The following is a 22,921-nucleotide window of genomic DNA, read 5'->3' as shown; positions in this document are numbered from 1 at the left end:
ATGAAGATCCGGAAAGCAGCAGCTCTCGTCGCCGTCGCCGCACTGGCGTCGGCCCTGGCGCCCTCGGTCGCGCAGGCCGGGCAAGCCGCCGAGACCTGTCAGACCTACACCAAACGCTATTTCCTCGGCTCGGGCAGCGCGATCACGCTGCGTGTCGCCTACGTCGATTCGGCGTTGAAAATTTGCTTCGGGGAATCCGGGGTCACGTCGTCGGCGGCGACGCAGACCGTCGGCACGACCGGGCCGGGCGCGGCCACCGGCTGGGAGATCACCGCGGGCCAGGCGGTGGTGGAGGACCAGCGGCCCCGGCACGTCAAAGCGAAGTTCAGCGGGTCCCTGCGGACCTGCGTCGTCAAGATCAACCCGATCTGCTCGCCGGCGTCGCCGTACGAGATCTTCGGGGAGTACGCGCCGCCCGCGGTCGGCCCGGCCGTTCCGGGCTGGTCACACGGCCCTGACGGCAACGTCCACTACTACGACAACGCCTGACCCTTGAGGGCGGTGAGGACGTCCAGGACGTCTCTGGGGTCCTCGCCGAGGTCGATCCGGCCGAACACCAGCAGGTGTTCGCCGGATTCGACCTCGAGGGTCAGGCTGTCCCGGCCGAACCGACGCGTGGTGCGCAGCCGGAGCCGGGCTTCGGACCAGGAGTAGCGGTGCGCGCCGCCGACGGTCCTGGCCAGGATTCCGTCGGGACCGGCGGCCAGCCGGGGACGGAGCAGGGTGCCGTGCAGCGCGAGCGCGCCGACGGAGAGCATCGCGACCCCGGTCAGGACCGTGCCGCCGACGTCGCCGCCGATGACCAGCCACGCCACGCCTGCCAGCAACAACAGGGTGATCGCCCAGGCCACTACCACAACGTTCCGCTGCGGCGCCCACGAGGTGGGGTAGTTATCCACAGGGGTTATCCACACTGGGGATGAGTCACACCGGTGTAATTAGGCGTCAAGTCGCCATCCGGGGTAATGCTCACCGCCACCGCATCGTCATGAGCAGACCCGCGATCATCAGCACGAAGCCGATCGCGAAGTTCGTGTTGCCCAGATCCGCCATGAAGGGGATCTTGTCGCCCGCGATGTAGTTCACGACCAGCCACAACAGGCCGATCAGCATGAGGCCGAACATCACGATCTTGTAGAACAGGTTCGACGGGCCCGCGGCCTTGACCTTCACCGGCGTGCGGCGGTCGGTCGGCGGGGTGTACGCCGTCTTCTTGCGGACCTTGGACTTCGGCATCGTGTTCCTCGCGTACTGTTCGGCATCCCTGGTGGCGATGACCCGCTTTCGGGTGCGCAACCAGCGCCACGTGCACACGTTAACGTAAACGAGCGCCGCTGGGCACCGTCCGGGACCGGTCGATTTCCCGCACTGTGACAATGGTGTCACAGACGGTTCGACACTGTGCCGGTCCGGCACCGGGGCTGGTTCGACACTGCGGCTTGGTTCGAGACTGAGGAGCTTTGCGTGGCTGAGCGGGAAGAGCCGGGCGGGGACCGTCGGCGGTACTCCGGACGCCCACCCGGCGAGGGCCGTCCGGCCCCCCGGCGTAGGCCGGAGGAAGGAACTTCGCCCCGTCGCGCCCCGGGAGAGGCGCCGACGCCTCGCCGGAGGCCGCCGGAGGGCAGGTCGTTCGACGGACCGCCGCCGCGTCGCCGGACCGACGCGCCCCCGCCTCGCCGTCGCCCCGCGCCCCCGCCGGGGTCGACCGAGGAGACCGTCATCTTCGAGCCGGTCGGCGGTGACGTCGCGACCGAGGAACGCCCGCCGCCGCGGGAACTGGGCAAGGGCGGCGCCGCCGTCCGCACCGTCGGCGAGCTCCTCATCACCGCCGGTCTGGTGGTGCTGCTGTTCATGGTCTACGAGGTCTACGTGACCGACCTCTTCTCCGCGGGCAAGCAGTCCGAGGCGAGCACCGAGCTGGACGGCGAGTGGGGCAAGGACCGGACGCTGCACCCGGAGCTGGTCGACGGGAAGGCGTTCGCCAGGATCCACATCCCGGTGTTCGGCGCCGACTTCAACTTCACCATCCAGGAAGGCACCACCGAGGCCGCGCTCGAAGTCGGCCCGGGGCACTACAAGGGCACCGCGCTGCCGGGCGAACCGGGCAACTTCGCGGTCGCCGGGCACCGCGTCGGCAAGGGCGCCCCGTTCAACGACCTGGACAACCTGAGTTCGTGCGACCAGATCGTCATCGAGACGCAGACCGACTTCTACATCTACAAGGTGCTGCCGTACAAGGACGAGGTCGAAGGCTGGGCCGCCGGCAAGGGCGCCGAGCCGAAGTGCGACAAGGTCGGGACCCTGCGCGACCCCAACGCCGCCGACGGCGGCCCCTACGGCGAGACCAACGGCCGCCGCATCGTGTTCCCGACCAAGGGCGAAACGGTGAACCCGGTGCCGTACAAGGATCCGGAGATCCTGCCGAAGGCCGAGCAGGTCTCGCTGCTCACGCTGACCACCTGTCACCCGCAGTTCTCGGCGAAGGAACGGCTCATCATCCACTCGGTGCTGACCCAGCAGGTGCCGAAGAACCAGGTCGGCTCCTACGCCGAACTGCTCCCCAAGATCTCGGAGGCGCGCTGATGTACGGCTGGATCTGGCGCAAGCTGCCAGGCCCGTTCGCGGTGAAGCTGGCGACGGCGGTCGTGCTGGCGCTCGGGATCGTCGCTCTGCTGATGTTCGTCGTCTTCCCGTGGCTGGAGCCGCGGCTGTGGTTCAACGAAGTGAGCGTCCAGTAAGCCCGCGGTTCGGCGTCTTCCTCGTCTCCGGGCGGTTTCCGGGCCAGGAGGACGCCGATGTCCTGCGCCGCTCGGTCGACGCCGCGATCGCCGCCGAACGGGCCGGCTTCGACGACGTCTGGTTCGCCGAGCACCACTTCATGCCGTACGGCGTCTGCCCGTCCGCGATCACGCTCGCCGCGCACGTGCTCGGCCGCACCGAGCGGATCGAGGTCGGCACCGCGGTGAGCGTGCTGTCCATCGCGCATCCGGTGGCGCTGGCCGAGCAGTGGTCGCTGCTCGACGCGGTTTCCGGCGGACGGCTGTGGATCGGTGTCGGCAGGGGTGGGCCGTGGCAGGACCTGGAGGTGTTCGGCACCGGGGCGTCCCGCTACGAGACGGGATTCGAGGAGAGCCTCGACCTGCTTCTCGCGGCGATGACGTCGAAGACCGTCTCGGCCGACGGCGATCATTTCGCGTTCCGCGAGGTGCCGATGGTGCCGCGGCCGGAACGTGCTCCCCGGATGGTCGTGGCCTGCGGCGACGCCCGTTCCGGCGCGGTCCGGCTCGCCGCGGATCGCGGGCTTCCGATGCTGCTCGGCCTGCACACCGACGACGACGGCAAGATCGAAACCCTCGCCGCGTACGGGGATTCCGCCGCCGGGCACATCTCGACGGTGATGTGCCAGGTCGGGGACGACGCGCTGGAAGTCGTGCGGTCCGCGTTGCCGGGCTCTCTCAAAGAGGGTTTCGCCGGACACGTCTATCTCGACGGCAAGAGAGGGCTGGACAAGGATCCGGTGTCCTACACGGACAGGCTGTGCGAGATGCACCCGATCGGCGGAGCCGGGTACTGCGTCGACAAGCTGGGAACGAGCCTCCGGCGCACCGGGGTCTCCCACGTGATCATGATGGTGGAAGCGTCCGGTACGCCGGAGGGAACGCTCGAGAACATCGCGCGGATCGGGGAAGAAGTACTACCCGCGCTGCGCGGCGGCTAGCAGTCGCGGAGTTCCGGGCTCTGGTTCAGCAGCTGGCCGCGGACCGAAACGAACGCGCGGTAGCGGTCACTGTCCACTTGGGACTTCTTGAACACGGCTACGCGGTGGCAGTTCTGGAACGCCAGCTTCACCCCGAAGTGCCGTTCCAGTCCGCCGCGGATGGCGTCCGAGGCCAGCGCCCGCAGCAGCTGGCCGCGTTCGGCCTCGCTCGGCGGCGGCGTCTCGTTGTCGGCGAACCCGTCGGCCGCGCCCTCGGCCTCCGCGATGACACCGGTGATCACGGTCCAGGCGTAGGGCAGGGATTCCCGGACACAGGCTACGAATTCGGCGTCGGAGACCTCCCCGCGCTCGGCTTTCTCCAGCAGCGCGGGCGATACATCCAGAGACATCGGACCTCCGAGAGAGACGCGGTGAACGTGGGCCGTCTTCCTGACTACCCACCCGGGGCCCGAGTCACAAGAGAAAACGATGATCATCACCACTTTGGCGGAAGCGGTCGTCACTCCCATCGAAAGAGCTTCGCCGCCAGGACGCAACTGCCCACCGCGAAAGCCGCCAGAACGGCGAGTTGCAGCGGCTGGGCGCCGGTGCCGGTCCAGGCGTCCTCCATGGCCTTGACACCCGGCGGGACGTACGCGCCGATGTCCTGGACGACCGTCGGCAACAGCGGACGCGGCAGGTAGACACCGCCGAGGAACATGATCGGGACATAGGCGATCATCGCGATCCCGCCCGCCGCGCGGCCGGTCTTGGCGACCGACGCGGCGATCAGCCCGATACCGAAGATCGCCGTCGTGCCGAGCGTGAACGCGAGCAGGAAGCCGAGCGGATGCCGTGGTCCGGGGACGCCGAAGACGGCCGAGCCGAGCACGATCATCAGGCCGGTTCCGGCGATCGTGACGGTGACGTTGATGATCAGCTGCGCCACCAGCAGTTTCGCCGGATGCACCGGTGTGGTGGCGAAGCGGCGGAGGATGCCTTGTTCGCGGTAGGCCGCGATCACCGCCGGGATCGCCTGGAGGCCCATCAACGCGATGGTGAGCACCACCAGCGAGGGCACCCAGGCGTCGATGAACCGCATGCCCGGGGTCTTCTCGCTCTCCGTCCGGAAGGCCGGGATGGCACCGAGGCCGAGCAGCAGCCCGGTCGGAAGCACCAGCCCCGAGACGACCCAGATCGGCGAGCGCAGGGCGAGCTTCGTTTCGGTGAGCGTGATCTTGGTGAGAGTGTTCACTGTTCGTCTCCCGTTTCAGTCGCGGCCGGTCAGGGTCACGAAGGCGTCGTCCAAAGAGGTCTTCCCGGTGCGGTCGCGAAGTTCGAGCGGGCTGCCGGTGGCGACCACGCGCCCGGCGTCGAAGATCGCGAGGCGGTCGCAGAGGCGTTCGGCCTCGTCCATGAAGTGCGTGACGAGCAGGACGGTGACGCCGGTGTCGCGCACGCCCTCGACGAGCTTCCAGGTGTCGCGGCGGGCGTGCGGGTCCAGTCCGGTGGTCAGCTCGTCGAGGACGGCGACCTCGGGGCGGCCGACCAACGCGAGCGCGATCGAGACGCGCTGCTTCTGGCCGCCGGAGAGCTTGCCGAAGTACTTGTTCCGCTGCCCGGTGAGACCCAGCTTCTCGAGCAGGTCACCGGGGTCGGCGGGGTTGGCGTAGAAGGACGCGTAGAGCTCGAGCGCCTCCTGGACCTTGAGCTTTTCCGGCAGGCGGCTCTCCTGGAGCTGGGAGCCGAGGCGCTGACGGAGGGCGTCGTGGTCCTTGCCCGGGTCGAGGCCGAGGACCGAGATGCTGCCGGAGTCCGGCGTGCGCAGCCCTTGGAGGCATTCGACGGTGGTGGTCTTGCCGGCGCCGTTGGTCCCGAGGATCCCGAAGATTTCGCCCTGTTCCACGTGGAACGAAACGTCGTCGACCGCGACGTGCTCCCCGTACGTCTTGCGGAGGTTGGTGACTTCGATGAGTGGCATGCGAAAAACGTTATGGCGCAACGTGTCTGGTCAGAATGGCGCTGGAACCACAACCGGGGTGGGGCTGGACCCACCCCCTTCGTGGGGCTGCGGCCACTGCTTTCCGGCCGGTCGGTGCGCGAGACTTCTCGCATGATTCGGAAGTACCTCACCTCGGTGCGCCGCGGCTTCGCGCTCGCGGCCCTCGCGCTGGTGAGCTGGCTCGACCTCCTGCTCGAACTGGTGGGTTTCTGCCTGCTCTGCGTCGGGCTGGTCTTCGCGTACACGCTGGCCCTGGAGGGGACGCGTCCACGCGCCGCGCTGACCCGGCGGCTGGCCGGACGCTGGTGCGGTGTCGAGGTCGAGCCGCCGTACCGGCCCGCCCCGCCGGAGCCGGAACGCGAGCGCGACGGCTGGTACCGCGACGGGAACAACCTGTTCAAGCGATCGTGGTTCCTGCGGTGGACCAAACGGTTCGAATGGATCTCCGACGACCCGGCGACCGGCCGCGACCTGGGCTGGCAGCTGTGGAACCCCTTCGCGGGACTGCTGCTCGTGCCCGCGGTTCTCGTGGCCGGGCCGGGTGCGCTCCGGCTGTACGGGAAGTGGACACGGTGGTGGCTCGGCCCTCGCGCGGCTCGCACGGGAGGCGGCTGGGTCAAGACGAGGTTGAAGGCGCTCGGGTTCCAGCTGGGCTTGGCCGGCCTCTCGGTCGTGCAGCTCGCGATGGCGATCCCGACGCTGCCCATGCTGGCCTTCGGCTTCGCGCCACTGTTCCCGACACTGGTCGTCGCCGGCCGGTCGGTGACCGACACCCTGCGCCGCGAGGCCAAGAACTGGACCGGCGTCCGGATCGACCGGCCGTATCTGCCGGAGCCGTCGTTCCCGGTGCCGCGGGCGGACGGGATGTACCAGCGTGGGCGGCAGCTTTACGACACACCGTGGTGGCCGGCGCGGCTCGACCGTTGCCGCTGGGTGATCCGGGACCGCGCGACCTGGCGTGACATGGCGGCCGCGGTGGTCAACTCCGTGGTGCTGTCGCTGATGGCGGTGCCGACGGCGGCGCTGGTGTTCTTCGGTTTCTGGGGTTTCCTGTCGCTGTGGGTCTTGCGGCCGATCGCCCACTGGATGGACATCTCGTGGTCGCTGTTCGGCCTGTCCGAGGCGACCACGCATTGGCAAGCGCTCGCGCTGACCCCGGTGGTCGTGGCGGCCTTTGTCGCCGGGCTGCTCCCGGCGCCGTGGCTGGCCCGTAAGGGGGCGCAGTTCGCGAAGCTGCTTCTGGGACCGACGGAGGCTTCGCGGCTGGGACAACGCGTCGAACGGCTGAAGCAGACGCGGACGGACGCGTCGGTCGTGCAGGCCGCCGAGCTGCGGCGGATCGAACGGGACCTGCACGACGGGGTCCAGTCGCGGCTGGTCGCGATGGGGATGAAGCTGGGTGCCCTCGAAGCGCTGATCGACAGCGATCCGGCCGCGGCGAAACGGCTGGCCGCGGAGCTGCGGCAGACGTCGTCCGAGACGCTGACCGAACTGCGGCTGCTGGTGCGTGGGATTCATCCGCCGGTGTTGTCCGAGCGCGGTCTCGGTGACGCCGTGCGGGCGATGGCGCTGGACAGTCCGCTGCGGGCGTCCGTGACCGGTTCTCTTCCGCGCCTCGAACAACCTGCCGAGGCGTGCGCGTACTTCGCTGTCAGCGAGCTGCTGGGCAACGCGGCGAAGCACGGTGAGGCGCGGCGGGTGTCGATCGAGCTGGGTTACGACGACGGTCTGCTGCGGGTCGAGGTGACCGACGACGGGAAGGGCGGCGCTAACGCGGCCCGGGGTAGCGGGATTCGCGGGATCGAGCGCAGGCTGGGCACGTTCGACGGTACTTTTGCGCTGACCAGCCCGCTCGGCGGGCCGACGAAGGTGACCATGGAGATCCCGTGCCAGCTCGACCCCGATGCGTCGTCGCCGAGGACCAGTACCTCCTCCGAGACGGGCTGACGCATCTGTTGACCGCACACGGTTTCGACGTCGTCGAGGCGGTCGGGACCGGGCCGGAGCTGGAACGGGCGCTGCGTTCGCATCGGCCGGACGTGTCGGTCGTCGACGTCCGGATGCCGCCGACGCTCACCGACGAAGGCCTTCAGGTCTCGTTGGCGGTGCGGCGCGACATCCCCGGATTGCCGATTCTCGTGCTGTCGCAACATGTCGAGCAGCTCTACGCGCGGGAGTTGCTGGCCGACGGCGCCGGCGCGATCGGATATCTGTTGAAGGACAGGGTCTTCAACGCGGACCAGTTCATCGACGCGGTGCGCCGCGTGGCGGGCGGCGGGACCGCGATGGATCCCGAGGTGATCGCGAAACTGGTGGCGGGCAACGCTTCCGACCCGCTCGCCGCGCTGACCCCGCGCGAACGCGAGGTGCTCGAGCTGATGGCCGAGGGGTGTTCCAACGCCGCCATCGCCGGGCGGCTGCACTTCAGCGAGGGCGCGGTGGGGAAGCACACCGCGAACATCTTCGCGAAACTCGGCATCGTCGCTTCGGACGACACGAACCGCCGCGTTCTCGCCGTCCTGGCCTACCTGGGCTCCGGCGAGTCGTGATGCGCCCTGGAACACGCGAGTCACGCCCCCAATCACGCGAGTTTCGCTTCTGATCACGCGAGTCACGCCTCCGGGACGACACACGGCGTATCCCGGCCGCAGGCCGTGTCGTCCATCCAGCCACGCGTGTCGTCCGTCTGATCACGCATGCCGTCCGTCTGATCACTACCCACCCCCCGAAACGCCAAGAAGGACCCCACACCGGTGGGGCCCTCCATGACTTTCCCGACAGTTGTCCACAACCCTTCCCGGCTGTGGACAACCCCGTCTGACCAGCCCTTTTCCCGCTCCCGGCCGGTAGACTGGGTTCGGGGCCGCCCCCTGGGACGGGTGGGGGGCTGGGTAGGTGAGTTAAGAGCGCGAGATGCGGGTCATTTCGTCGCGTTCGACGACCTTGACGCGTTCCCGGCCGTGCGGGACGCCGAGGGACTTCTCGTGCGCGTCGAGTTTGCCCCAGCCGTCCCAGGTGGTGAAGGGGACGCCGCGTTCGGTGAGGAACCCGAGGATCGCGTCGGGGTCGTCCACCGCGGGGGCGGTGAGGTTGTCGGCGTCGGCCAGGAGGCTCGCGATCGTTTCGGCCGCGTCGCCCTTGGTGTGGCCGATGAGGCCGACGGGGCCGCGTTTGATCCAGCCGGTCACGTAGACGCCCGGCACCTGGTCCTCGTCGATGTCCAGCACCCGGCCAGCCTGGTTCGGCACGGTCCCGGTGGTGTGGTCGAACGGGATCTCCGGCAGGTGCGAGGACAGGTAGCCGACAGCGCGGTAGACGGCCTGGACGTCCCAGTCGTGGAATTCGCCGGTGCCGCGCACGTTGCCGTCACCGGTCAGTTCGGTGCGCTCGGTCCGCAGCCCGGTCACCTTGCCGTCCTCGCCGACGATTTCGCACGGCGAGTGCAGGAAGTGCAGGTGCAGCCGCTTCGGCCGGTCGCCCTGGTCACGGATCGCCCACTCCTGGAGCGTCTTCACGACCATGTCGATCTGCTTCGACGCCCGCAGCGCGGCGATGCTGCCCTCGTCGAACTCGATGTCCTCGGGGTTCACGATGACCTCGACGTTCGGCGAGTGGTCCAGCTCGCGCAGCTCCAGCGGCGTGAACTTCGCCTGCGCCGGGCCGCGGCGCCCGAACACGTGCACGTCGGTGACCGGGCTCGCCTTCAGGCCCTGGTAGACGTTGTCCGGGATGTCGGTGCTCAGCAGCTCGTCCGCGGTCTTCGCGAGGACACGGGCCACGTCGAGCGCCACGTTCCCGACCCCGAGGACCGCGACCGAGGTCGCGTTCAGCGGCCAGGTCCGCGGCACGTCCGGGTGCCCGTCGTACCAGGAGACGAAGTCCGCGGCGCCGTAGCTGCCGTCGAGGTCGATCCCGGGGATGTCGAGCGCGCGGTCGGCCATGGCGCCGGTCGAGAAGATCACCGCGTCGTAGAACTGGCGCAGGTCGTCGAGCTTCAGGTCGGTCCCGTAGTCGACGTTGCCCAGCAGTCGGATGTTCGGCTTGTCGAGGACCTTGTGCAGGGCGGTGACGATGCCCTTGATCCGGGGGTGGTCGGGCGCGACGCCGTACCGGATCAGCCCGAACGGCGCCGGCATGCGCTCGAACAGGTCGATCGTCACGTCGGCGTCGGACTTGTCGAGGATGTCGGCGGCGTAGATACCGGCCGGACCGGCACCCACGATGGCTACACGAAGAGAACGGCTCACCCCTACCACGGTAAGTTAGGTTGCCCTAACAATCATTGTGATCTGGCGTACGGTCCACCTGGTGGGAGCCGCTAAGCTGGCTTCATGCGCGTGCTCGTCGTCGACAACTACGACAGTTTTGTCTACAACCTGGTCCAGTACCTGGCCCAGCTCGGCGCCGACTGCACCGTCTGGCGCAACGACGTGGTGGACATCGACAAGCTCGCCGAGTTCGACGCGGTCCTCGTCTCTCCCGGCCCCGGAACCCCGGAACGCGCTGGTCAGAGCATGGACGTCATCCGGGTCTGCGCCGAGAAGCGCATCCCGATGCTCGGCGTCTGCCTCGGCCATCAGGCCCTGGGTGTCGTCTTCGGCGCCACCGTCGACCGTGCCCCGGAACTGCTGCACGGCAAGACCAGTCAAGTCCACCATTCGGGCGACGGAGTCCTCGCCGGTCTCCCGTCGGAATTCACCGCCACGCGGTACCACTCGCTGACCGTTTTGCCGGAAACCATCGACGGCGCCGTGTTCGAGATCACAGGCCGCACCGAGTCCGGTGTCGTGATGGGCATGCGGCACCGCGAGCTGCCGCTCGAAGGCGTCCAGTTCCACCCTGAATCCGTGCTCACCCAGGGCGGGCACCGGATGCTGGCGAACTGGATGGCTTCGGCCGGGCACCCGGTCCCCGACGCCACGGTCAACGAACTCGAACAGGCCACCCGCGCGCTGCAGAAGGCCGCTGCTGCGTGACCTCGCTGATCCGGCTCGAAGGAGTCGGTAAGCGCTACGGACGCGGCGAGCCCGTGCTCGTCGATGTCGACCTCGATGTCCCGGCGGGCCGCGTGATCGGCGTCCTCGGCTCGAACGGCTCGGGGAAGTCGACCCTGCTCAGGATCCTCGCGGCCCTTTCCCGCGAGACCTCGGGAACCGTCGTGGGCACCCCGCGGGTCGGCTACCTGCCGGACCGCTTCCCGGCGGGACAGCGGATGAGCGCCAGGGCGTACCTGCGGCACATGGCCCGCATCGACGGGCATGTCGACTTGTCGGCCATCGATCCGCTGCTCGACAGGCTGGCGCTGGTCGGCGGGCCGGACGCGCCCCTGCGGACGCTGTCCAAGGGCAACGCCCAGAAGGTCGGCCTCGCCCAGGCCGTCCTGGCCGCGCCGGACCTGCTGATCCTCGACGAACCCTGGTCCGGCCTCGACGTCGAAGCCCACACGGTGCTCGGCGAACTCGTCGCCGAGACCAGGGAACGCGGCGCGAGCGTCGTCTTCACCGACCACCGCGCGGCCGCCGTGCACGCCCACGCCGACGACGTCTACCGGATGGACGCCGGCCTCCTGACCCGCGTCGAAACGGCCGCGAAAACCGAACTCGCGACCAGGATCGTCCTCCACGGGCCCGGCGGCGACTGGTCTGCGGAACCCGGCGTCAGCCAGGCCGTGACCGACGGCGAGAAAGTCGTCCTGACGGTCGAAGCCGGCCACACGGACGCCGTCCTGCTGCGCGCGCTCAACCGCGGCTTCTCGGTCCGGGAGGTGGCGCCGTGCTCGCCATGACCCGCTACTACCTCGCATTGCTCGGCCACTCGCAGCGCTACCTTCCCGCGATCCTCGCCTACATCGCGGTCAACACCGTGCTCTACACGGATCCGAAGTCGCCGCTGCTGCCGCAGTACGGGATCAGCGCGGGGTCGCTCCTGGTGGTCTCGTGCTGGCTGACGATCGCGATGCTCGACGTCGAGGACCCGGTGCAGCGGCTGGTGACCTTCAGCCACGCCCGGCGCTGGCGATCGGTCCTCGGCGGCGCCACGCTGGCCGTCTTCGGCTGCGCCACCGCGCTGATCCTCGTCACGGTGCTCTGGTCGGGCCTCCGGACCGGCGGCTTCACGATCGGCACTTTCGCCCTCGGTGCCGCGGCGCACGCGTTGTGCGCCCTGTTCGGGATCGCGATCGGCCTGCCCTGTTCGCGGCTGCTGGTCCCGCGCGTCGGCTGGTCCGTGCTGGCCGCGATCTTCGCCCTCGCGGCCGTGCTCCTGGTGAAATGGCTGCCACTGGCCAACCCGCTGCTGCGCGCCCTGACGTCGCAACAACCGCTGACCGGCCCGTTCACGGTGGCCGTGGTCGCGGCGGTCGCCACCTTGCTCGTGAGCGCGACGGCCGTCGGATTCCTGCTCCGCCGCAACGCCTGATGCCGCGACTCATCGCGCTCAACGGGCCGCCCGCCTGCGGGAAGTCGACGCTCGCCCGTGACCTCGCCACGAGCGCCGCGCGGACTTCCTCGAACGACTCGAAGCGCTCGCCGGTGAGACCAAGGCCGAGTTCCACGAGATCGTCCTCCTCGACACCAAGGACAACGTGCTCCGGCGGTTCGCCGAACGCACTCGCGCGGCGGCCGAGCCCGAACACGTCGAAGCACACGAGATGCTGGGCGGTCCCGCACAGCTGGCGGCGATGTACGACCGTCTCGTGGAACTTGTCGCCACGAGACCGAAGGCGGCCGTGGTGCGGACCGGCCACGGGCTGATCAGGCAGGCTTACGAAGGACTTCTCGAACAGCTGGCATGAAAAGGGCCCCGCACGAAACCGTGCGGGGCCCTTCGTCGAGCTGTCTTACGGTCCGCCGCCTGGCAGTGGGAAGCCGCGCGAACTCGACGACGTCGTCGGTGAGTCGTCGTCCTCGACGACGAACAGCGTGATCGGCGCGTTCTTCGCGACCTTCGCCCCGGCCTGCGGGTTGGTCTTGCTGACCTTGCCCGCCAGGTCCCGGTCACCGTTCTTGTCGGCCTGCGTGTTCAGCTGACCGCTCCAGCCGAGCTGCTGCAACTGCCGCGTCGCCTGGTCGTCGGTCATGCCCTTCAGGTTCGGCATGTCGAAGGTCTCCTGGCTGCCGTCCGACACGGACAGCTTCACCACGCTGCCGACGGCGAGCTTGCCGCCGTTCGGGGTCTGGTCGATGACCGTGTCCTTGGGCTGGTCGGAACTAGTGGTGGTGACCGACGGGGTGAACCCGGCCGCCTTCAGCCCGGCTTCCGCTTCGGCACGCGTCTTGCCCTTGTAGTTCTGGACCGTCTTCAGTTCCTTGGACTTGGCGACCGTGATGTCGACCTTGGAACCCTGGTCGACCTCGGCCTGCGCGGCCGGGTTCTGACTCAGGACCTTGCCGGCCTCGTTCGGGTCGTTTGTCTCTTCCTCGGTGGTCGCACCGAGCTTGAGCCCCGCCTCAGTCAGCGCCGCCAAGGCCTCGGCCTGGGTCTTGCCCTTGAGGTCCGGAGTCTTGACCTTGCCCGGCTTCGCGCCGACGGTCAGCGTGATCTTGTCCGTGGTCGGTGTGACCTGCCCTTCCTTCGGGCTGATCGCGATGACCTTGTCGATGTCGTTCTCGTCGCAGGCGGGCAGGCCGTTGACGGCTTCCCCGGTGCACGGGACCTTCTTGGTGGGCTCGAACGAGTTGAAGCCCGCGCCCCGGAGCGTGTCCTTCGCCGTGGCCTCGGACTGGCCCATGACCGCCGGGATCGTCTTGCTCTCGGCGCTGGTGCCGCCGAAGGCATTGGACAGCCACATGATCAGGAGCACGATGGCCGCCAGCGAGACCACGAGACCGGCGATCAGCCAGGCACGGCGCTTCTTCTTCGCGGCCGGGTCTTCGTCGTCTTCCTCGTACTGGTCGTAGCGCTGCGGCACCCGGCGGTCGGAGTCCATGACCTGGGTGCGCTCGTCCTCCGACATCACCATCGGCGCGGACGGCCGCTGGCCGGACAGCGTGCGGACCAGGTCCGAACGCATCTCCGCCGACGACTGGTACCGGTTCGCCGGCCCCTTCGCGAGCGCCTTGAGCACGACGGCGTCGAGCTCCGGCGCCACGGCCGGGTTCACCGACGACGGCGGGTTCGGGTCCTCCCGGACATGCTGGTACGCCACCGCCACCGGGGAGTCGCCGGTGAAGGGCGGCTCGCCGGTGATGAGTTCGTACAGCACGCAACCGGCCGCGTAGACGTCCGAACGCGCGTCGACGGACTCACCGCGGGCCTGCTCCGGCGAGAGGTACTGCGCCGTGCCGATCACCGCGGCGGTCTGCGTCATCGCGGACTGCCCGTCGTGCATGGCGCGCGCGATGCCGAAGTCCATCACCTTGACGGCGCCGTTCTTCGTGATCATCACGTTCGCCGGCTTGACGTCGCGGTGCACGATGCCGTGCCGGTGCGAGAAGTCCAGCGCCGCGCAGACGTCGGCCATGACCTCCATGGCCCGCTTCTGCGACATCGGGCCTTCGGTCTTCACGATGTCCCGCAGAGTCCGTCCTTCGACGTACTCCATGACGATGTAGGGGAGCGGGCCGAACTCGGTGTTCGTCTCGCCGGTGTCGTAGACGGCGACGATCGCCGGGTGGTTCAGTGCCGCCGCGTTCTGTGCCTCGCGACGGAAACGTTCTTGGAACTGGGGATCCCGCGCCAGGTCGGCACGCAGGATCTTGATCGCCACCTCCCGGCCCAGGCGCACGTCGTGGCCGTGGTGGACCTCCGACATGCCTCCGTAGCCGAGCGTTTCGCCCAGCTCGTAGCGGTTGCTGAGCAGTCTTGGTGTGCTCATCTCTGCGTGCCGTTCCATTCCGTCCAAGGTTTGCTGCTCATCATTCCTGGATTCGCCTGTCCGGCCGACTCCTCCGTACCGCCCTCCGTCGGCACCGCGGGATACGCGGACGTCGGCGAAGGACCCTCAGGCTTCTTACCCGGAGTCGGTGCCTGTTCACTCGTTCCCACGCCGCCCGACTGCGGTCCGTTGCCCGAACCGACCAGTCTCGCGATGAGGAAGGCTCCTGCCACCAGTACTGCGAGCAGGATCACCGCGAGCAACACCCACCAGCCCCACTGCGGCCGTCTGCCTGGCAGGCGACGGACCGCCATCGGGGGCGGGCCGGTGACCGGGTGCATCGCGGGATGCGACGCCGGTCCGACCGCCACCATCGGGTTCGGTGGCGAGTGCGGGCCCGGCGGCACCTGCTGCGGCAGCACGGGCTGCCCCGCGGAGTAGGTCACGTTGACCAGCCCCGACGGTGTCGGCAGTGGCAGGCCCGCGCGGACCGCCGCCACCGCGGCCGCGAACTCGCCGCCGCTGTTGTACCGCTGTCTCGGATCCTTGATCAGGGTCGCCTCGATGACCGCGCGGGCGCCCGGGGGCACGTCCGGCGGCAGCGGCGGCGGGAGATCGCGGATGTGCATCATCGCGACCGTGACCGCGTTCTCCGAGAGGAACGGCCGGTGCCCGGTGAGGCATTCGTAACCGCACACGGCCAGCGAGTAGACGTCGCTCGCCGGTTCGGCGTTGTGCCCGAGAGCCTGCTCGGGAGCGATGTAGTGGGCGGTGCCCATGACCATGCCGGACCTGGTCACCGGGGCGGCGTCGGCGGCCTTCGCGACCCCGAAGTCGGTGATCTTCACACTCCCGGCCGGGGTGACCATGATGTTGCCCGGTTTGACGTCACGGTGCACGAGACCGGTCTCGTGCGCGGCCTGCAACGCGTTGCCCGCCTGCTCCAGGATGTCCAGGGTGCGCTCGGCGTTCAGCCGTCCCTCGCGGGTGATGATCGCGGCCAGCGGATCGCCTTCGACCAGCTCCATCACCAGGTACGCGATCGACAGCTCGTCCGCGACCGTCTCGCCGTAGTCGTGCACCGCGGCGATGCCGGGGTGGTTCAGCGACGCCGTCATCCGCGCCTCGGTCCGGAACCGGTGCAGGAACTCCGCGTCGCCGGACAGCTCCGCCTTCAGGATCTTGACCGCGACCGTCCGGTCCAGCCGCGTGTCACTGGCCTGCCAGACCTCGCCCATCCCGCCGACGGCGATCCGGTTCGTCAGCTTGTACCGGTCGGCCAGCAGCTGACCCGAGGACAGCATCCGCTATCCACCCCCGAGCATGGCGTTGACGGCGGCGCGGCCGATCTCCGCGGCCACGGTGCCACCGGTCGCTTCGAGCCCGCGGTTCCCCCCGGACTCGACGACCACCGAGACGGCGATCTTCGGGTCCATCGCCGGCGCGAACCCGGTGTACCAGGCGTGCGGCGGGGTGTTCTTCGGGTCGCTGCCGTGCTCGGCGGTGCCGGTCTTGGAGGCGATCTGGATGTCGCCGCGCTTGCCGGCGCCCTTCGTGTTCTCCTCCGACGCGAGCATCATGTCGCGCAGGATCGCGGCGTTCGCGCTGGACATCGCGGCGTCGCCGGTCAGCTCGGTCGGCTTGTAGTCCTCGATGGTCGACAGGTTCGGCGCCAGCAGCGACTGCACGAGCTGCGGTTTCATCGCCATCCCGTTGTTGGCGATGGTCGCCGAAAGCAGGGCGTCCTGGATCGGGGTCAGGCGCACGTCGCGCTGCCCGATGGCGCTCTGGAACAGGGCCGCCTGCGAGTCCAGCGGGCCGAGGGTGGACGAGGCGACCCGCATCGGCACGGTCAGGTCCTCGCCGACACCGAAGTTCTTCGCGGTCGCGTTCAGCTTGTCCTTGCCGAGTTCACCCGCGAGTTCGGCGAAGGGCACGTTGCAGGAGTACCGCAGCGCCTCCTTCAGCGTGCTGCCCTTGCAGGGCGCGCCGCCGTAGTTCTCCAGCGTCGTCTGGGTGTTGGGGAGCTTGACGTTCGGCGCGGTGTTGACCGGCATGTCCGCGGTCTTGCCGTTCTCGAGCGCGGCCGCGGTCACCAGCAGCTTGGCCGTCGAACCCGGCGGGTAGCTCTCCGAGATCGCGCGGTTCAGCATCGGCTTCTTCGGATCGTCGCGCCACTGCCCCCACGCCGCGATCTGCTCCTTGCCGACGTGCGAGGCGAGCCTGTTCGGGTCGTACGACGGCGTCGAGACCATGGCCAGGATGCGCCCGGTCTTCGGCTCGATCGCGACCACCGAACCGGTGTAGCCCTTCTGCGTCATCAGGTCGTACGCGGCCTTCTGCACGGCCGGGTTGATCGTCAGCCGCACGTTCCCGCCGCGCGGGTCGCGGCCGGTGACCATGTCCGACAGGCGCCGCACGAACAGCCGCGGGTCGGAACCGTTGAGGACGTCGTCCTCGGACCGCTCCAGCCCGCCCGAGCCGTAGTTGATCGAGTAGTAGCCGGTGACCGGCGCGTACATCGGGCCGTCGACGTAGGTCCGGATGAACTTGTACTTGTCGTTCGACGGGTCGACCTTCGCGAGCGCGGAGCCGTCGGGCGTGACGATCAGGCCGCGCTGGCGGGAGTACTCCTCGTAGAGCACCCGCAGGTTGCGCGAATCCGTGCGGTAGTCGTCGGCCTTGACCACCTGGATGTAGGTGGCGTTCGCCAGCAGGAGCACCACCATGACGAGCATGGCGACGCCGACCTTGCGGAGCGGGGTGTTCACGACGCGCTCCCCTCACCGTTCGCGGACGGCCGCTGGACCATCACCGTGTGCGCTTCGGCGAGCGGCGCCTGTGGCTGCTGCGGCTTCGGCCGCACCGCGGGTTTGCGGGCGGCGTCGGAGATTCGGAGCAGGAGGGCCACCAGGATGTAGTTCGCGAGCAGTGAAGAACCACCGCGGGAGAGGAACGGGGCGGTGATCCCGGTGTTCGGGATCAGGTTCGTGACGCCGCCGACGACGACGAAGATCTGCATGACCAGGGCGAACGACAGGCCGCCGCCGAGGAGTTTGCCGAAGGTGTCACGGACCGCGAGGGCGCTGCGCATGCCGCGCATCGCCAGGATCAGGTACAGCATCAGCATCGCGGCGAGGCCGATGAAACCGAGTTCCTCGCCGATCGCCGTGGTGATGAAGTCCGTCTTGGCCTCGGGGACCATGTCCGGCCGTCCGGCGCCGAGGCCGGTGCCGCCGACACCGCCCGTCCCGAGCCCGAACAGGCCCTGCGCGACCTGGTAGCCGCCGCCGGCGTCGTCGTAGGTGGCGAGCGGGTCGATCCAGTTCCGGACGCGCTGCTGGACGTGCGTGAACAGGTTGTAGGCGATGATCGCGCCCGCGGCGAAGAAACCGACCCCGAGCACCACCCAGATGATCCGTTCGGTGGCGACGTACAACATCACCAGCGTGACGCCGAAGAACAGCAGCGACGTCCCGAGGTCCTTCTCGAACACCAGCACGCCGAGACAGGCGGCCGCCGCGATCAGGATCGGGCCGAGGTCACGGGCACGCGGCAGCTCGACGCCGGCGATCTTCTTGCCCGCGACCATGAACAGGTCCCGTTTCGTCACCAGGAACGAGGCGAAGAAGATCATCAGCAGGATCTTCGCGAACTCGCCCGGCTGGATCGAGAAGAACGGCAGCTTGATCCAGACCTTCGCGCCGTTGACCTCGGAAAGGCTCGACGGCAGCACCGCGGGCAGCGCGAGCGCCACGATGCCGACCAGACCGCAGATGTAGCCGTAGCGGGTCAGCGTGCGGTGGTCGCTGATCAGGATCAGCACCACCACGAACAGGACCAGCGAGATCGCCGTGAACAGCACCTGCTTGGTGACGTCCGGCGTGTACTCCTTGCCCTGCTGGACCGCGCGTTCCGCGAGCGCCAGGTCGATCCGGTGGATCATCACCAGGCCGAGCCCGTTCAGCAGCGCGACACACGGCAGGATCACCGGGTCCGCGTACGGCGCCCAGCGGCGGACAGCCAGATGCGCCGCCGTCAGCACCCCGAGGTAGGACAGCCCCAGCCAGATGATCGAGCTGGTGAGTTCCTGCTCCTGGTTCGCCTCCACCAGCACGAGCGCGATGGTGACGATGAACGTCGCGAACGCCAGGAGGACGAGCTCGGTCCCGCGCCGCTTGGGCAGCTCGCGCGGAGGGTTCGTGGCGAACTGGGCCGAAGCCGGATCGGCGAGCGGCGTGCTCATCAGTTACCGCCCCCCGGTGCTGCCGGTTCCGGCGTCGAGCAGTCCCTCCCCGCTGGCTGGTTCGCCGAACTCGGCGAGGCGGGGGTCGAAGGGGGAGCCGCCGACGACGACGCCGGGGGCGCCGACTCGGAAGGCGGAATGGAAGTCGAGCCGGTGGCGGGCTTGCAGTCGGCCAGCTGCTTGTGCGGCCGCAGGAAGTCGTCGATGTACTTGCGGGCGTCGTCGAGGTTGTCCTTCTTGACGCCGTTCTTCACCGCGATGCGGGCGTCCTCCTGCAAGGCGGGCACCAGCAGCTTGTCGGTGCACAGCCCGCCCGGCGGGCACGAGCCCTGCTCGTAGGCGTGCAGGTCGATGCCGAGGATGCTGCCCGGGACGCCGCGATAGATCACGACCTCCTCGCCGGGCCCCTCGCCGACGTAGTACTGGCTCAGCACGAAGTACCGCGTGGCGATCGCCGCCGCGGCCAGCACGATCAGGACGACCACCGCTCCCGCCAGCCAGCGAAATCGCCTCCGGCGCTTGACCTTGGGGTCCTCCTGTTGGGGCTGGACCTCGGGCCGCGGCTGCGGCGCGGGCTGGGTCAGCGCGCGGGCGCGGGCGGCGGGGGAGTCGCCCTGGTGGAACTCGTCACTGCCGTCACCGGCGGCGCCGCCCACGATGGGCGCGTCCTCGCCGAAGTCGACGTCGACGACGTCGGCGATGATCACCGTGACGTTGTCCGTGCCGCCGCCCTTGAGCGCCAGCTCGATCATCCGGTCGGCGCAGGCCTGCGGATCCGGGATCTGGATCGCCTCGGACAGCGTCTCGTCGCTGACCATGCCGGACAGGCCGTCCGAGCAGATCAGGTACCGGTCGCCGGCGCGGGCCTCGCGCACGGTCAGGCTCGGCTCGACCTCGTGTCCGGTGAGCGCCTTCAGCAGCAGCGACCGCTGCGGGTGCACCGCGGCCTCTTCCGGCGTGATCCGGCCCTGTTCGAGAAGTTCGTTGACGAAGCTGTCGTCCCGCGTGATCTGCGAGAACTGCCCGCCGCGCATCAGGTAGGCGCGCGAGTCGCCGACGTGCACGACACCCATCCGTGAACCGGCGAACAGCACGGCGGTCAGGGTCGTGCCCATCCCGTCGAGGTCCGGGTCCTGCTGGACGAGCTCGGCGATGGCCGCGTTGCCGTTCTGGACGGCTTCCCGCAGCTGCGCGAGGAGATCGTCGCTGGGGTCGTCGTCGTCGAGCGGGGCGAGGGAGGCGATGACGACCTTGCTGGCCACCTCGCCTGCGGCGTGCCCGCCCATACCGTCGGCGAGGGCGAGCAGGCGGGGACCTGCGTACACGGAGTCCTGGTTGCTGGAACGCACCAGGCCCCGGTCGCTGCGAGCCGCGTAGCGGAGGACGAGAGTCATGGGCGAAGCTCGATCACCGTTTTGCCGATCCTGATGGGGACTCCGAGCGGGACCCGGAGGGGTGCCGTGACCTTAGCCCGGTCGAGGTAGGTCCCGTTCGTCGAACCCAGATCTTCCACGTACCAATCCTCCCCGCGCAGGGCGATCCGGGCGTGCCGGGTCGACGCGTAGTCGTCGTCCAGCACCAGGGTCGAGTCGTCGGCACGGCCGATCAGGATCGGCCTGCCGTCCAAGGCGATCCTGGTGCCCGCCAGCGCACCATGGGTCACGAGCAGCTGCTGAGGCGACTTCCCGCCACGCGGCTTCTTGTTTTCCTTCTTCTTGCGACCGAACGTCGGGACGGCGACTCGCAGCCCCGAGGCCGCGTACAGATCCGAACGGACGACACGCAACGCGGCGAACACGAAGAGCCAGAGCAGCACGAGAAAGCCCACCCTGGTGAGTTGAACGACCAGCTCTGGCACTTGTTGTGTCCGCTCCCGTTTCTCCTGTACGCCGCGGAGAGCCCGTGCCGTCCGGGATGGTCGGCTCCGAACAGCCTTGCTCTCCGCATACGACCCGCGGTGCCGATCCACCACAGGTCCCGCACCGCAATTCTGCGATACCCCCTCCGGACGCCGCCGGTCAGCCCTGCGTACGGAACACGAGAGACGAGTGGCCCACGCGGATCACGTCGCCGTCGGCCAGCTGCCAGGTCTGCACCGGGGTGCCGTTGACGGTCGTGCCGTTCGTCGAACCGATGTCCGCGAGCGTCGCGCTCTGGCCGTCCCAGGTGATCTCCAGATGACGGCGCGAGACACCGGTGTCCGGGAGCCGGAAGTCGGCGTCCTGGCCGCGGCCCACGACGTTCCCACCCTGCTTCAGCGAGTACGAGCGGTTCGAACCGTCGTCCAGCTGGAGGCTCGCGGAGAGCTGACGGCCGGCCGCGGGCTGGCCGCCATAGCCGCCACCCTGCGCGTACGGGTCCGCGGCGGGCTGGCCGTACTGCTGCTGGCCGCCGCCGTACTGGTCGTAGCCGCCTTGCTGCTGTTGACCGCCGTACTGGTCGTAGCCGGGCTGCTGGGCGCCGCCGCCATAGCCCTGGTCGTAGCCGCCTTGCTGCTGCTGGCCGCCGTACTGGTCGTAGCCGGGCTGCTGGGCGCCGCCACCGTAACCCTGGTCGTAGCCGCCGCCCTGCTGTTGACCGCCGTACTGGTCGTAGCCGGGCTGCTGGGCGCCGCCACCGTAACCCTGGTCGTAGCCGCCTTGCTGCTGCTGGCCGCCGTACTGGTCGTAGCCGGGCTGCTGGGCGCCGCCGCCATAGCCCTGGTCGTAGCCGCCCTGCTGCTGGCCGCCATAACCCTGGTCGTACCCGGGCTGCTGCTGGCCAGCCTGCTGTCCGTAGCCGTACTGGCCCTGCTGCTGGCCGTACGGGTCACCCTGGTCGTATTGGCCGTAGCCGGGGGGCTGGCTCATTGCTGGGTCTCCTGCGTTGCTGGGTCGTGCCGACCGTGACGAACCCTCGACGCCGTGGGGCTTGACGTCGGGATCGACGGACGAACGGGTCTTGAACTGTCCAGTATGCAGCGCCTCGTTGCGCTCGAGCGAAACTACGACGTCACCATAGGTGTCCCAACCGTGCTCGGCGAGGTGTTCCTTGACCGCCTCCGCCAACACCGACGTGACCCGACGTTCGTCTCCGGCCATGCGCTCGTGATCAGCCTGCCCCAACGACACGATGTAGTGGTTGGGAGCGAGCTGTCGACCACCGGCCAGCTCACGAACGTTCTCCTCGCTCTCGCGCTCAAGCGCCACCGCCACTTCCTGCGTGACGACGTTGCCACCGAACATGCGCGCGAAGGTATTGCCCACGAGGTTCTCGAGCCGCCTATCAAAGCGCTCTACGCGGCCCACCGGGCAACCTCCTCACACGTGTGCTTCCCCGTCGATCCTATCCGGGTACGGCCAGTCGGACACGGCCCCCGGTGAAACCCGCGAAAACCGCCTGCTACGCTTTGCGAGCTGTCAGAGAACGAAACACTCGGGCGAGTGGCGGAATGGCAGACGCGCACGGTTCAGGTCCGTGTGTCCGAAAGGACGTGAGGGTTCAACTCCCTCCTCGCCCACTTTTGTTCGAGGCCCCCTTCGCTCCGCGACGGGGGCCTCTTTCGTGTGGTCGTCGCTCGTCGACTCTCGGGGGGGCCGAGCCCCCCCCGGACCCCCACGGTGCGTGAGAGCGGCGCTTGGTCTTGGGGTCTTGGGGTGGGTGGGGGCTGAAGGGGACTTTCACCTCATTAGAAGCAGCGAAAGGGCCCTTCACCTCATGTGATGTGGTGAAGGGCCCTTTCGGCTCGTCGCGTGTGGGTCAGTTCACGCCGATCAGGTCGACCACGAAGATCAGGGTCTCGTTCGGCTTGATGACGCCGCCGGCGCCACGTTCGCCGTAGGCCAGATGCGGCGGAATGACCAGCTGGCGGCGGCCGCCGACCTTCATCCCCGCGACACCCTGGTCCCAGCCGGGGATGACCTGCCCCTTGCCGAGGCCGAAGCGAAGCGGCTCACCGCGGTCCCACGACGCGTCGAACTGGTCGCCGGTCGAGTGCGAGACACCGACGTAGTGCACCGAAACGGTGTCGCCGGCCTTCGCCTCCTGGCCGTCGCCGACCGAGATGTCGGTCTTCTCCAGGTCGGACGGCGCGGGGCCGTCCGGGCGGTCGATCTGGGGCTTTTCCAAAGACATGTGACAAAGCTACCTCCGCTGGTCCCGGGTCCGCAGGGCGAGTGTTCC

General features: G+C 68.9%; 24 protein-coding genes and 1 tRNA gene. 11 read left to right on the top strand and 14 right to left on the bottom strand.

Features of this window, described 5'->3' with window-relative positions; genetic code table 11:
• Entirely contained in the window at positions 1–489 is a 489-nt protein-coding gene (locus B0293_RS17890; protein WP_039919035.1) for a hypothetical protein, read from the top strand.
• Here the strand turns inward: B0293_RS17890 and B0293_RS17885 are convergent.
• The gene (locus tag B0293_RS17885; protein ID WP_005161859.1) at positions 474–851 is read right to left on the bottom strand and encodes a PH domain-containing protein; all 378 of its coding nucleotides are present in this window, start codon (positions 849–851) and stop codon (positions 474–476) included. The genes B0293_RS17890 and B0293_RS17885 overlap by 16 nt on opposite strands.
• 118 nt (positions 852–969) lie before the next feature.
• Positions 970–1,236, bottom strand: coding sequence for a cell division protein CrgA (gene crgA / locus B0293_RS17880; RefSeq protein ID WP_005161856.1), 267 nt, complete (start codon positions 1,234–1,236; stop codon positions 970–972).
• Positions 1,237–1,464: 228 nt separating this feature from the next.
• On the opposite strand from crgA, the gene B0293_RS17875 reads away from it, so the two are divergent.
• Genes B0293_RS17875 through B0293_RS17870 form a run of 3 tightly spaced genes read left to right on the top strand, consistent with a single transcriptional unit; the run spans position 1,465 to position 3,718 of the window.
• Positions 1,465–2,583 (top strand): class E sortase, encoded by a 1,119-nt coding sequence (locus B0293_RS17875; protein WP_005161853.1) that lies wholly within the window; start codon positions 1,465–1,467, stop codon positions 2,581–2,583.
• Positions 2,583–2,738 (top strand): hypothetical protein, encoded by a 156-nt coding sequence (locus tag B0293_RS43090; protein WP_005161850.1) that lies wholly within the window; start codon positions 2,583–2,585, stop codon positions 2,736–2,738. Before B0293_RS17875 ends, B0293_RS43090 begins: the two co-directional genes overlap by 1 nt.
• Complete coding sequence (locus tag B0293_RS17870) at positions 2,711–3,718, top strand: LLM class flavin-dependent oxidoreductase (RefSeq protein ID WP_005161848.1); 1,008 nt, start codon at positions 2,711–2,713, stop codon at positions 3,716–3,718. The genes B0293_RS43090 and B0293_RS17870 overlap by 28 nt, the downstream gene beginning before the upstream one ends.
• Here the strand turns inward: B0293_RS17870 and B0293_RS17865 are convergent.
• The 3 genes from B0293_RS17865 to B0293_RS17855 form a co-directional block, all read right to left on the bottom strand.
• Positions 3,715–4,107: an SCO5389 family protein gene (locus B0293_RS17865; protein ID WP_005161845.1), complete on the bottom strand. Its 393-nt coding sequence runs from the start codon at positions 4,105–4,107 to the stop codon at positions 3,715–3,717. The genes B0293_RS17870 and B0293_RS17865 overlap by 4 nt on opposite strands.
• 110 nt (positions 4,108–4,217) lie before the next feature.
• Positions 4,218–4,952 (bottom strand): ABC transporter permease, encoded by a 735-nt coding sequence (locus B0293_RS17860; protein WP_005161842.1) that lies wholly within the window; start codon positions 4,950–4,952, stop codon positions 4,218–4,220.
• Positions 4,953–4,967: 15 nt separating this feature from the next.
• Entirely contained in the window at positions 4,968–5,678 is a 711-nt protein-coding gene (locus tag B0293_RS17855; protein ID WP_005161840.1) for an ABC transporter ATP-binding protein, read from the bottom strand.
• 132 nt (positions 5,679–5,810) lie between these two features.
• Here B0293_RS17855 and B0293_RS17850 point away from each other — a divergent pair, with 132 nt between their 5' ends.
• Together B0293_RS17850 and B0293_RS17845 are read left to right on the top strand one after the other, a co-directional pair.
• Positions 5,811–7,646 carry a sensor histidine kinase gene (locus B0293_RS17850; RefSeq protein WP_039919033.1) on the top strand — a complete coding sequence of 612 codons (1,836 nt, stop codon included), beginning with the start codon at positions 5,811–5,813 and terminating at the stop codon, positions 7,644–7,646.
• Complete coding sequence (locus B0293_RS17845; RefSeq protein ID WP_039919019.1) at positions 7,586–8,248, top strand: response regulator; 663 nt, start codon at positions 7,586–7,588, stop codon at positions 8,246–8,248. Before B0293_RS17850 ends, B0293_RS17845 begins: the two co-directional genes overlap by 61 nt.
• 351 nt (positions 8,249–8,599) lie before the next feature.
• On the opposite strand, the gene B0293_RS17840 is transcribed toward B0293_RS17845, so the two are convergent.
• Positions 8,600–9,919: an FAD-dependent oxidoreductase gene (locus tag B0293_RS17840; protein WP_039919018.1), complete on the bottom strand. Its 1,320-nt coding sequence runs from the start codon at positions 9,917–9,919 to the stop codon at positions 8,600–8,602.
• 111 nt (positions 9,920–10,030) lie between these two features.
• On the opposite strand from B0293_RS17840, the gene B0293_RS17835 reads away from it, so the two are divergent.
• The 4 genes from B0293_RS17835 to B0293_RS44865 all read left to right on the top strand — a co-directional run bounded on the left by B0293_RS17835 (position 10,031) and on the right by B0293_RS44865 (position 12,492).
• Positions 10,031–10,675 (top strand): aminodeoxychorismate/anthranilate synthase component II, encoded by a 645-nt coding sequence (locus tag B0293_RS17835; protein ID WP_005161829.1) that lies wholly within the window; start codon positions 10,031–10,033, stop codon positions 10,673–10,675.
• A complete protein-coding gene (locus B0293_RS17830; protein WP_005161826.1) occupies positions 10,672–11,484 on the top strand; it encodes an ATP-binding cassette domain-containing protein in 813 nt (270 codons plus the stop codon). Before B0293_RS17835 ends, B0293_RS17830 begins: the two co-directional genes overlap by 4 nt.
• Entirely contained in the window at positions 11,472–12,116 is a 645-nt protein-coding gene (locus B0293_RS17825) for a hypothetical protein (protein ID WP_005161822.1), read from the top strand. Before B0293_RS17830 ends, B0293_RS17825 begins: the two co-directional genes overlap by 13 nt.
• 166 nt (positions 12,117–12,282) lie before the next feature.
• Positions 12,283–12,492: a hypothetical protein gene (locus B0293_RS44865; RefSeq protein WP_005161820.1), complete on the top strand. Its 210-nt coding sequence runs from the start codon at positions 12,283–12,285 to the stop codon at positions 12,490–12,492.
• Between the two features lie 45 nt (positions 12,493–12,537).
• On the opposite strand, the gene pknB is transcribed toward B0293_RS44865, so the two are convergent.
• The 7 genes from pknB to B0293_RS17785 all read right to left on the bottom strand — a co-directional run bounded on the left by pknB (position 12,538) and on the right by B0293_RS17785 (position 22,047).
• Positions 12,538–14,514 carry a Stk1 family PASTA domain-containing Ser/Thr kinase gene (pknB, locus tag B0293_RS17815; RefSeq protein ID WP_005161815.1) on the bottom strand — a complete coding sequence of 659 codons (1,977 nt, stop codon included), beginning with the start codon at positions 14,512–14,514 and terminating at the stop codon, positions 12,538–12,540.
• Positions 14,511–15,818, bottom strand: coding sequence for a serine/threonine-protein kinase (locus tag B0293_RS17810; RefSeq protein ID WP_005161812.1), 1,308 nt, complete (start codon positions 15,816–15,818; stop codon positions 14,511–14,513). Before B0293_RS17810 ends, pknB begins: the two co-directional genes overlap by 4 nt.
• Positions 15,819–15,821: 3 nt before the next feature.
• A complete protein-coding gene (locus tag B0293_RS17805) occupies positions 15,822–17,285 on the bottom strand; it encodes a peptidoglycan D,D-transpeptidase FtsI family protein (protein ID WP_005161811.1) in 1,464 nt (487 codons plus the stop codon).
• The gene (locus B0293_RS17800; protein ID WP_005161805.1) at positions 17,282–18,760 is read right to left on the bottom strand and encodes an FtsW/RodA/SpoVE family cell cycle protein; all 1,479 of its coding nucleotides are present in this window, start codon (positions 18,758–18,760) and stop codon (positions 17,282–17,284) included. Before B0293_RS17800 ends, B0293_RS17805 begins: the two co-directional genes overlap by 4 nt.
• Positions 18,760–20,154, bottom strand: a complete 1,395-nt coding sequence (locus B0293_RS17795; protein WP_039919017.1) for a PP2C family protein-serine/threonine phosphatase — start codon at positions 20,152–20,154, stop codon at positions 18,760–18,762. Before B0293_RS17795 ends, B0293_RS17800 begins: the two co-directional genes overlap by 1 nt.
• Entirely contained in the window at positions 20,151–20,618 is a 468-nt protein-coding gene (locus B0293_RS17790; RefSeq protein WP_007030429.1) for an FHA domain-containing protein FhaB/FipA, read from the bottom strand. Before B0293_RS17790 ends, B0293_RS17795 begins: the two co-directional genes overlap by 4 nt.
• Before the next feature lie 160 nt (positions 20,619–20,778).
• Positions 20,779–22,047, bottom strand: coding sequence for a DUF3662 and FHA domain-containing protein (locus B0293_RS17785; RefSeq protein WP_039919016.1), 1,269 nt, complete (start codon positions 22,045–22,047; stop codon positions 20,779–20,781).
• A gap of 129 nt (positions 22,048–22,176) precedes the next feature.
• On the opposite strand from B0293_RS17785, the gene B0293_RS17780 reads away from it, so the two are divergent.
• Positions 22,177–22,259 (top strand) — tRNA-Leu (locus tag B0293_RS17780).
• A 239-nt stretch (positions 22,260–22,498) separates the two neighbouring features.
• Here B0293_RS17780 and B0293_RS17775 read toward each other — a convergent pair.
• Positions 22,499–22,873 (bottom strand): FKBP-type peptidyl-prolyl cis-trans isomerase, encoded by a 375-nt coding sequence (locus B0293_RS17775; RefSeq protein WP_005161793.1) that lies wholly within the window; start codon positions 22,871–22,873, stop codon positions 22,499–22,501.
• Positions 22,874–22,921: the final 48 nt, after the last annotated feature.

Source organism: Amycolatopsis azurea DSM 43854 (assembly GCF_001995215.1).
GTDB lineage: Bacteria > Actinomycetota > Actinomycetes > Mycobacteriales > Pseudonocardiaceae > Amycolatopsis > Amycolatopsis azurea.
This window is presented reverse-complemented; position numbering and strand designations above follow the sequence as displayed.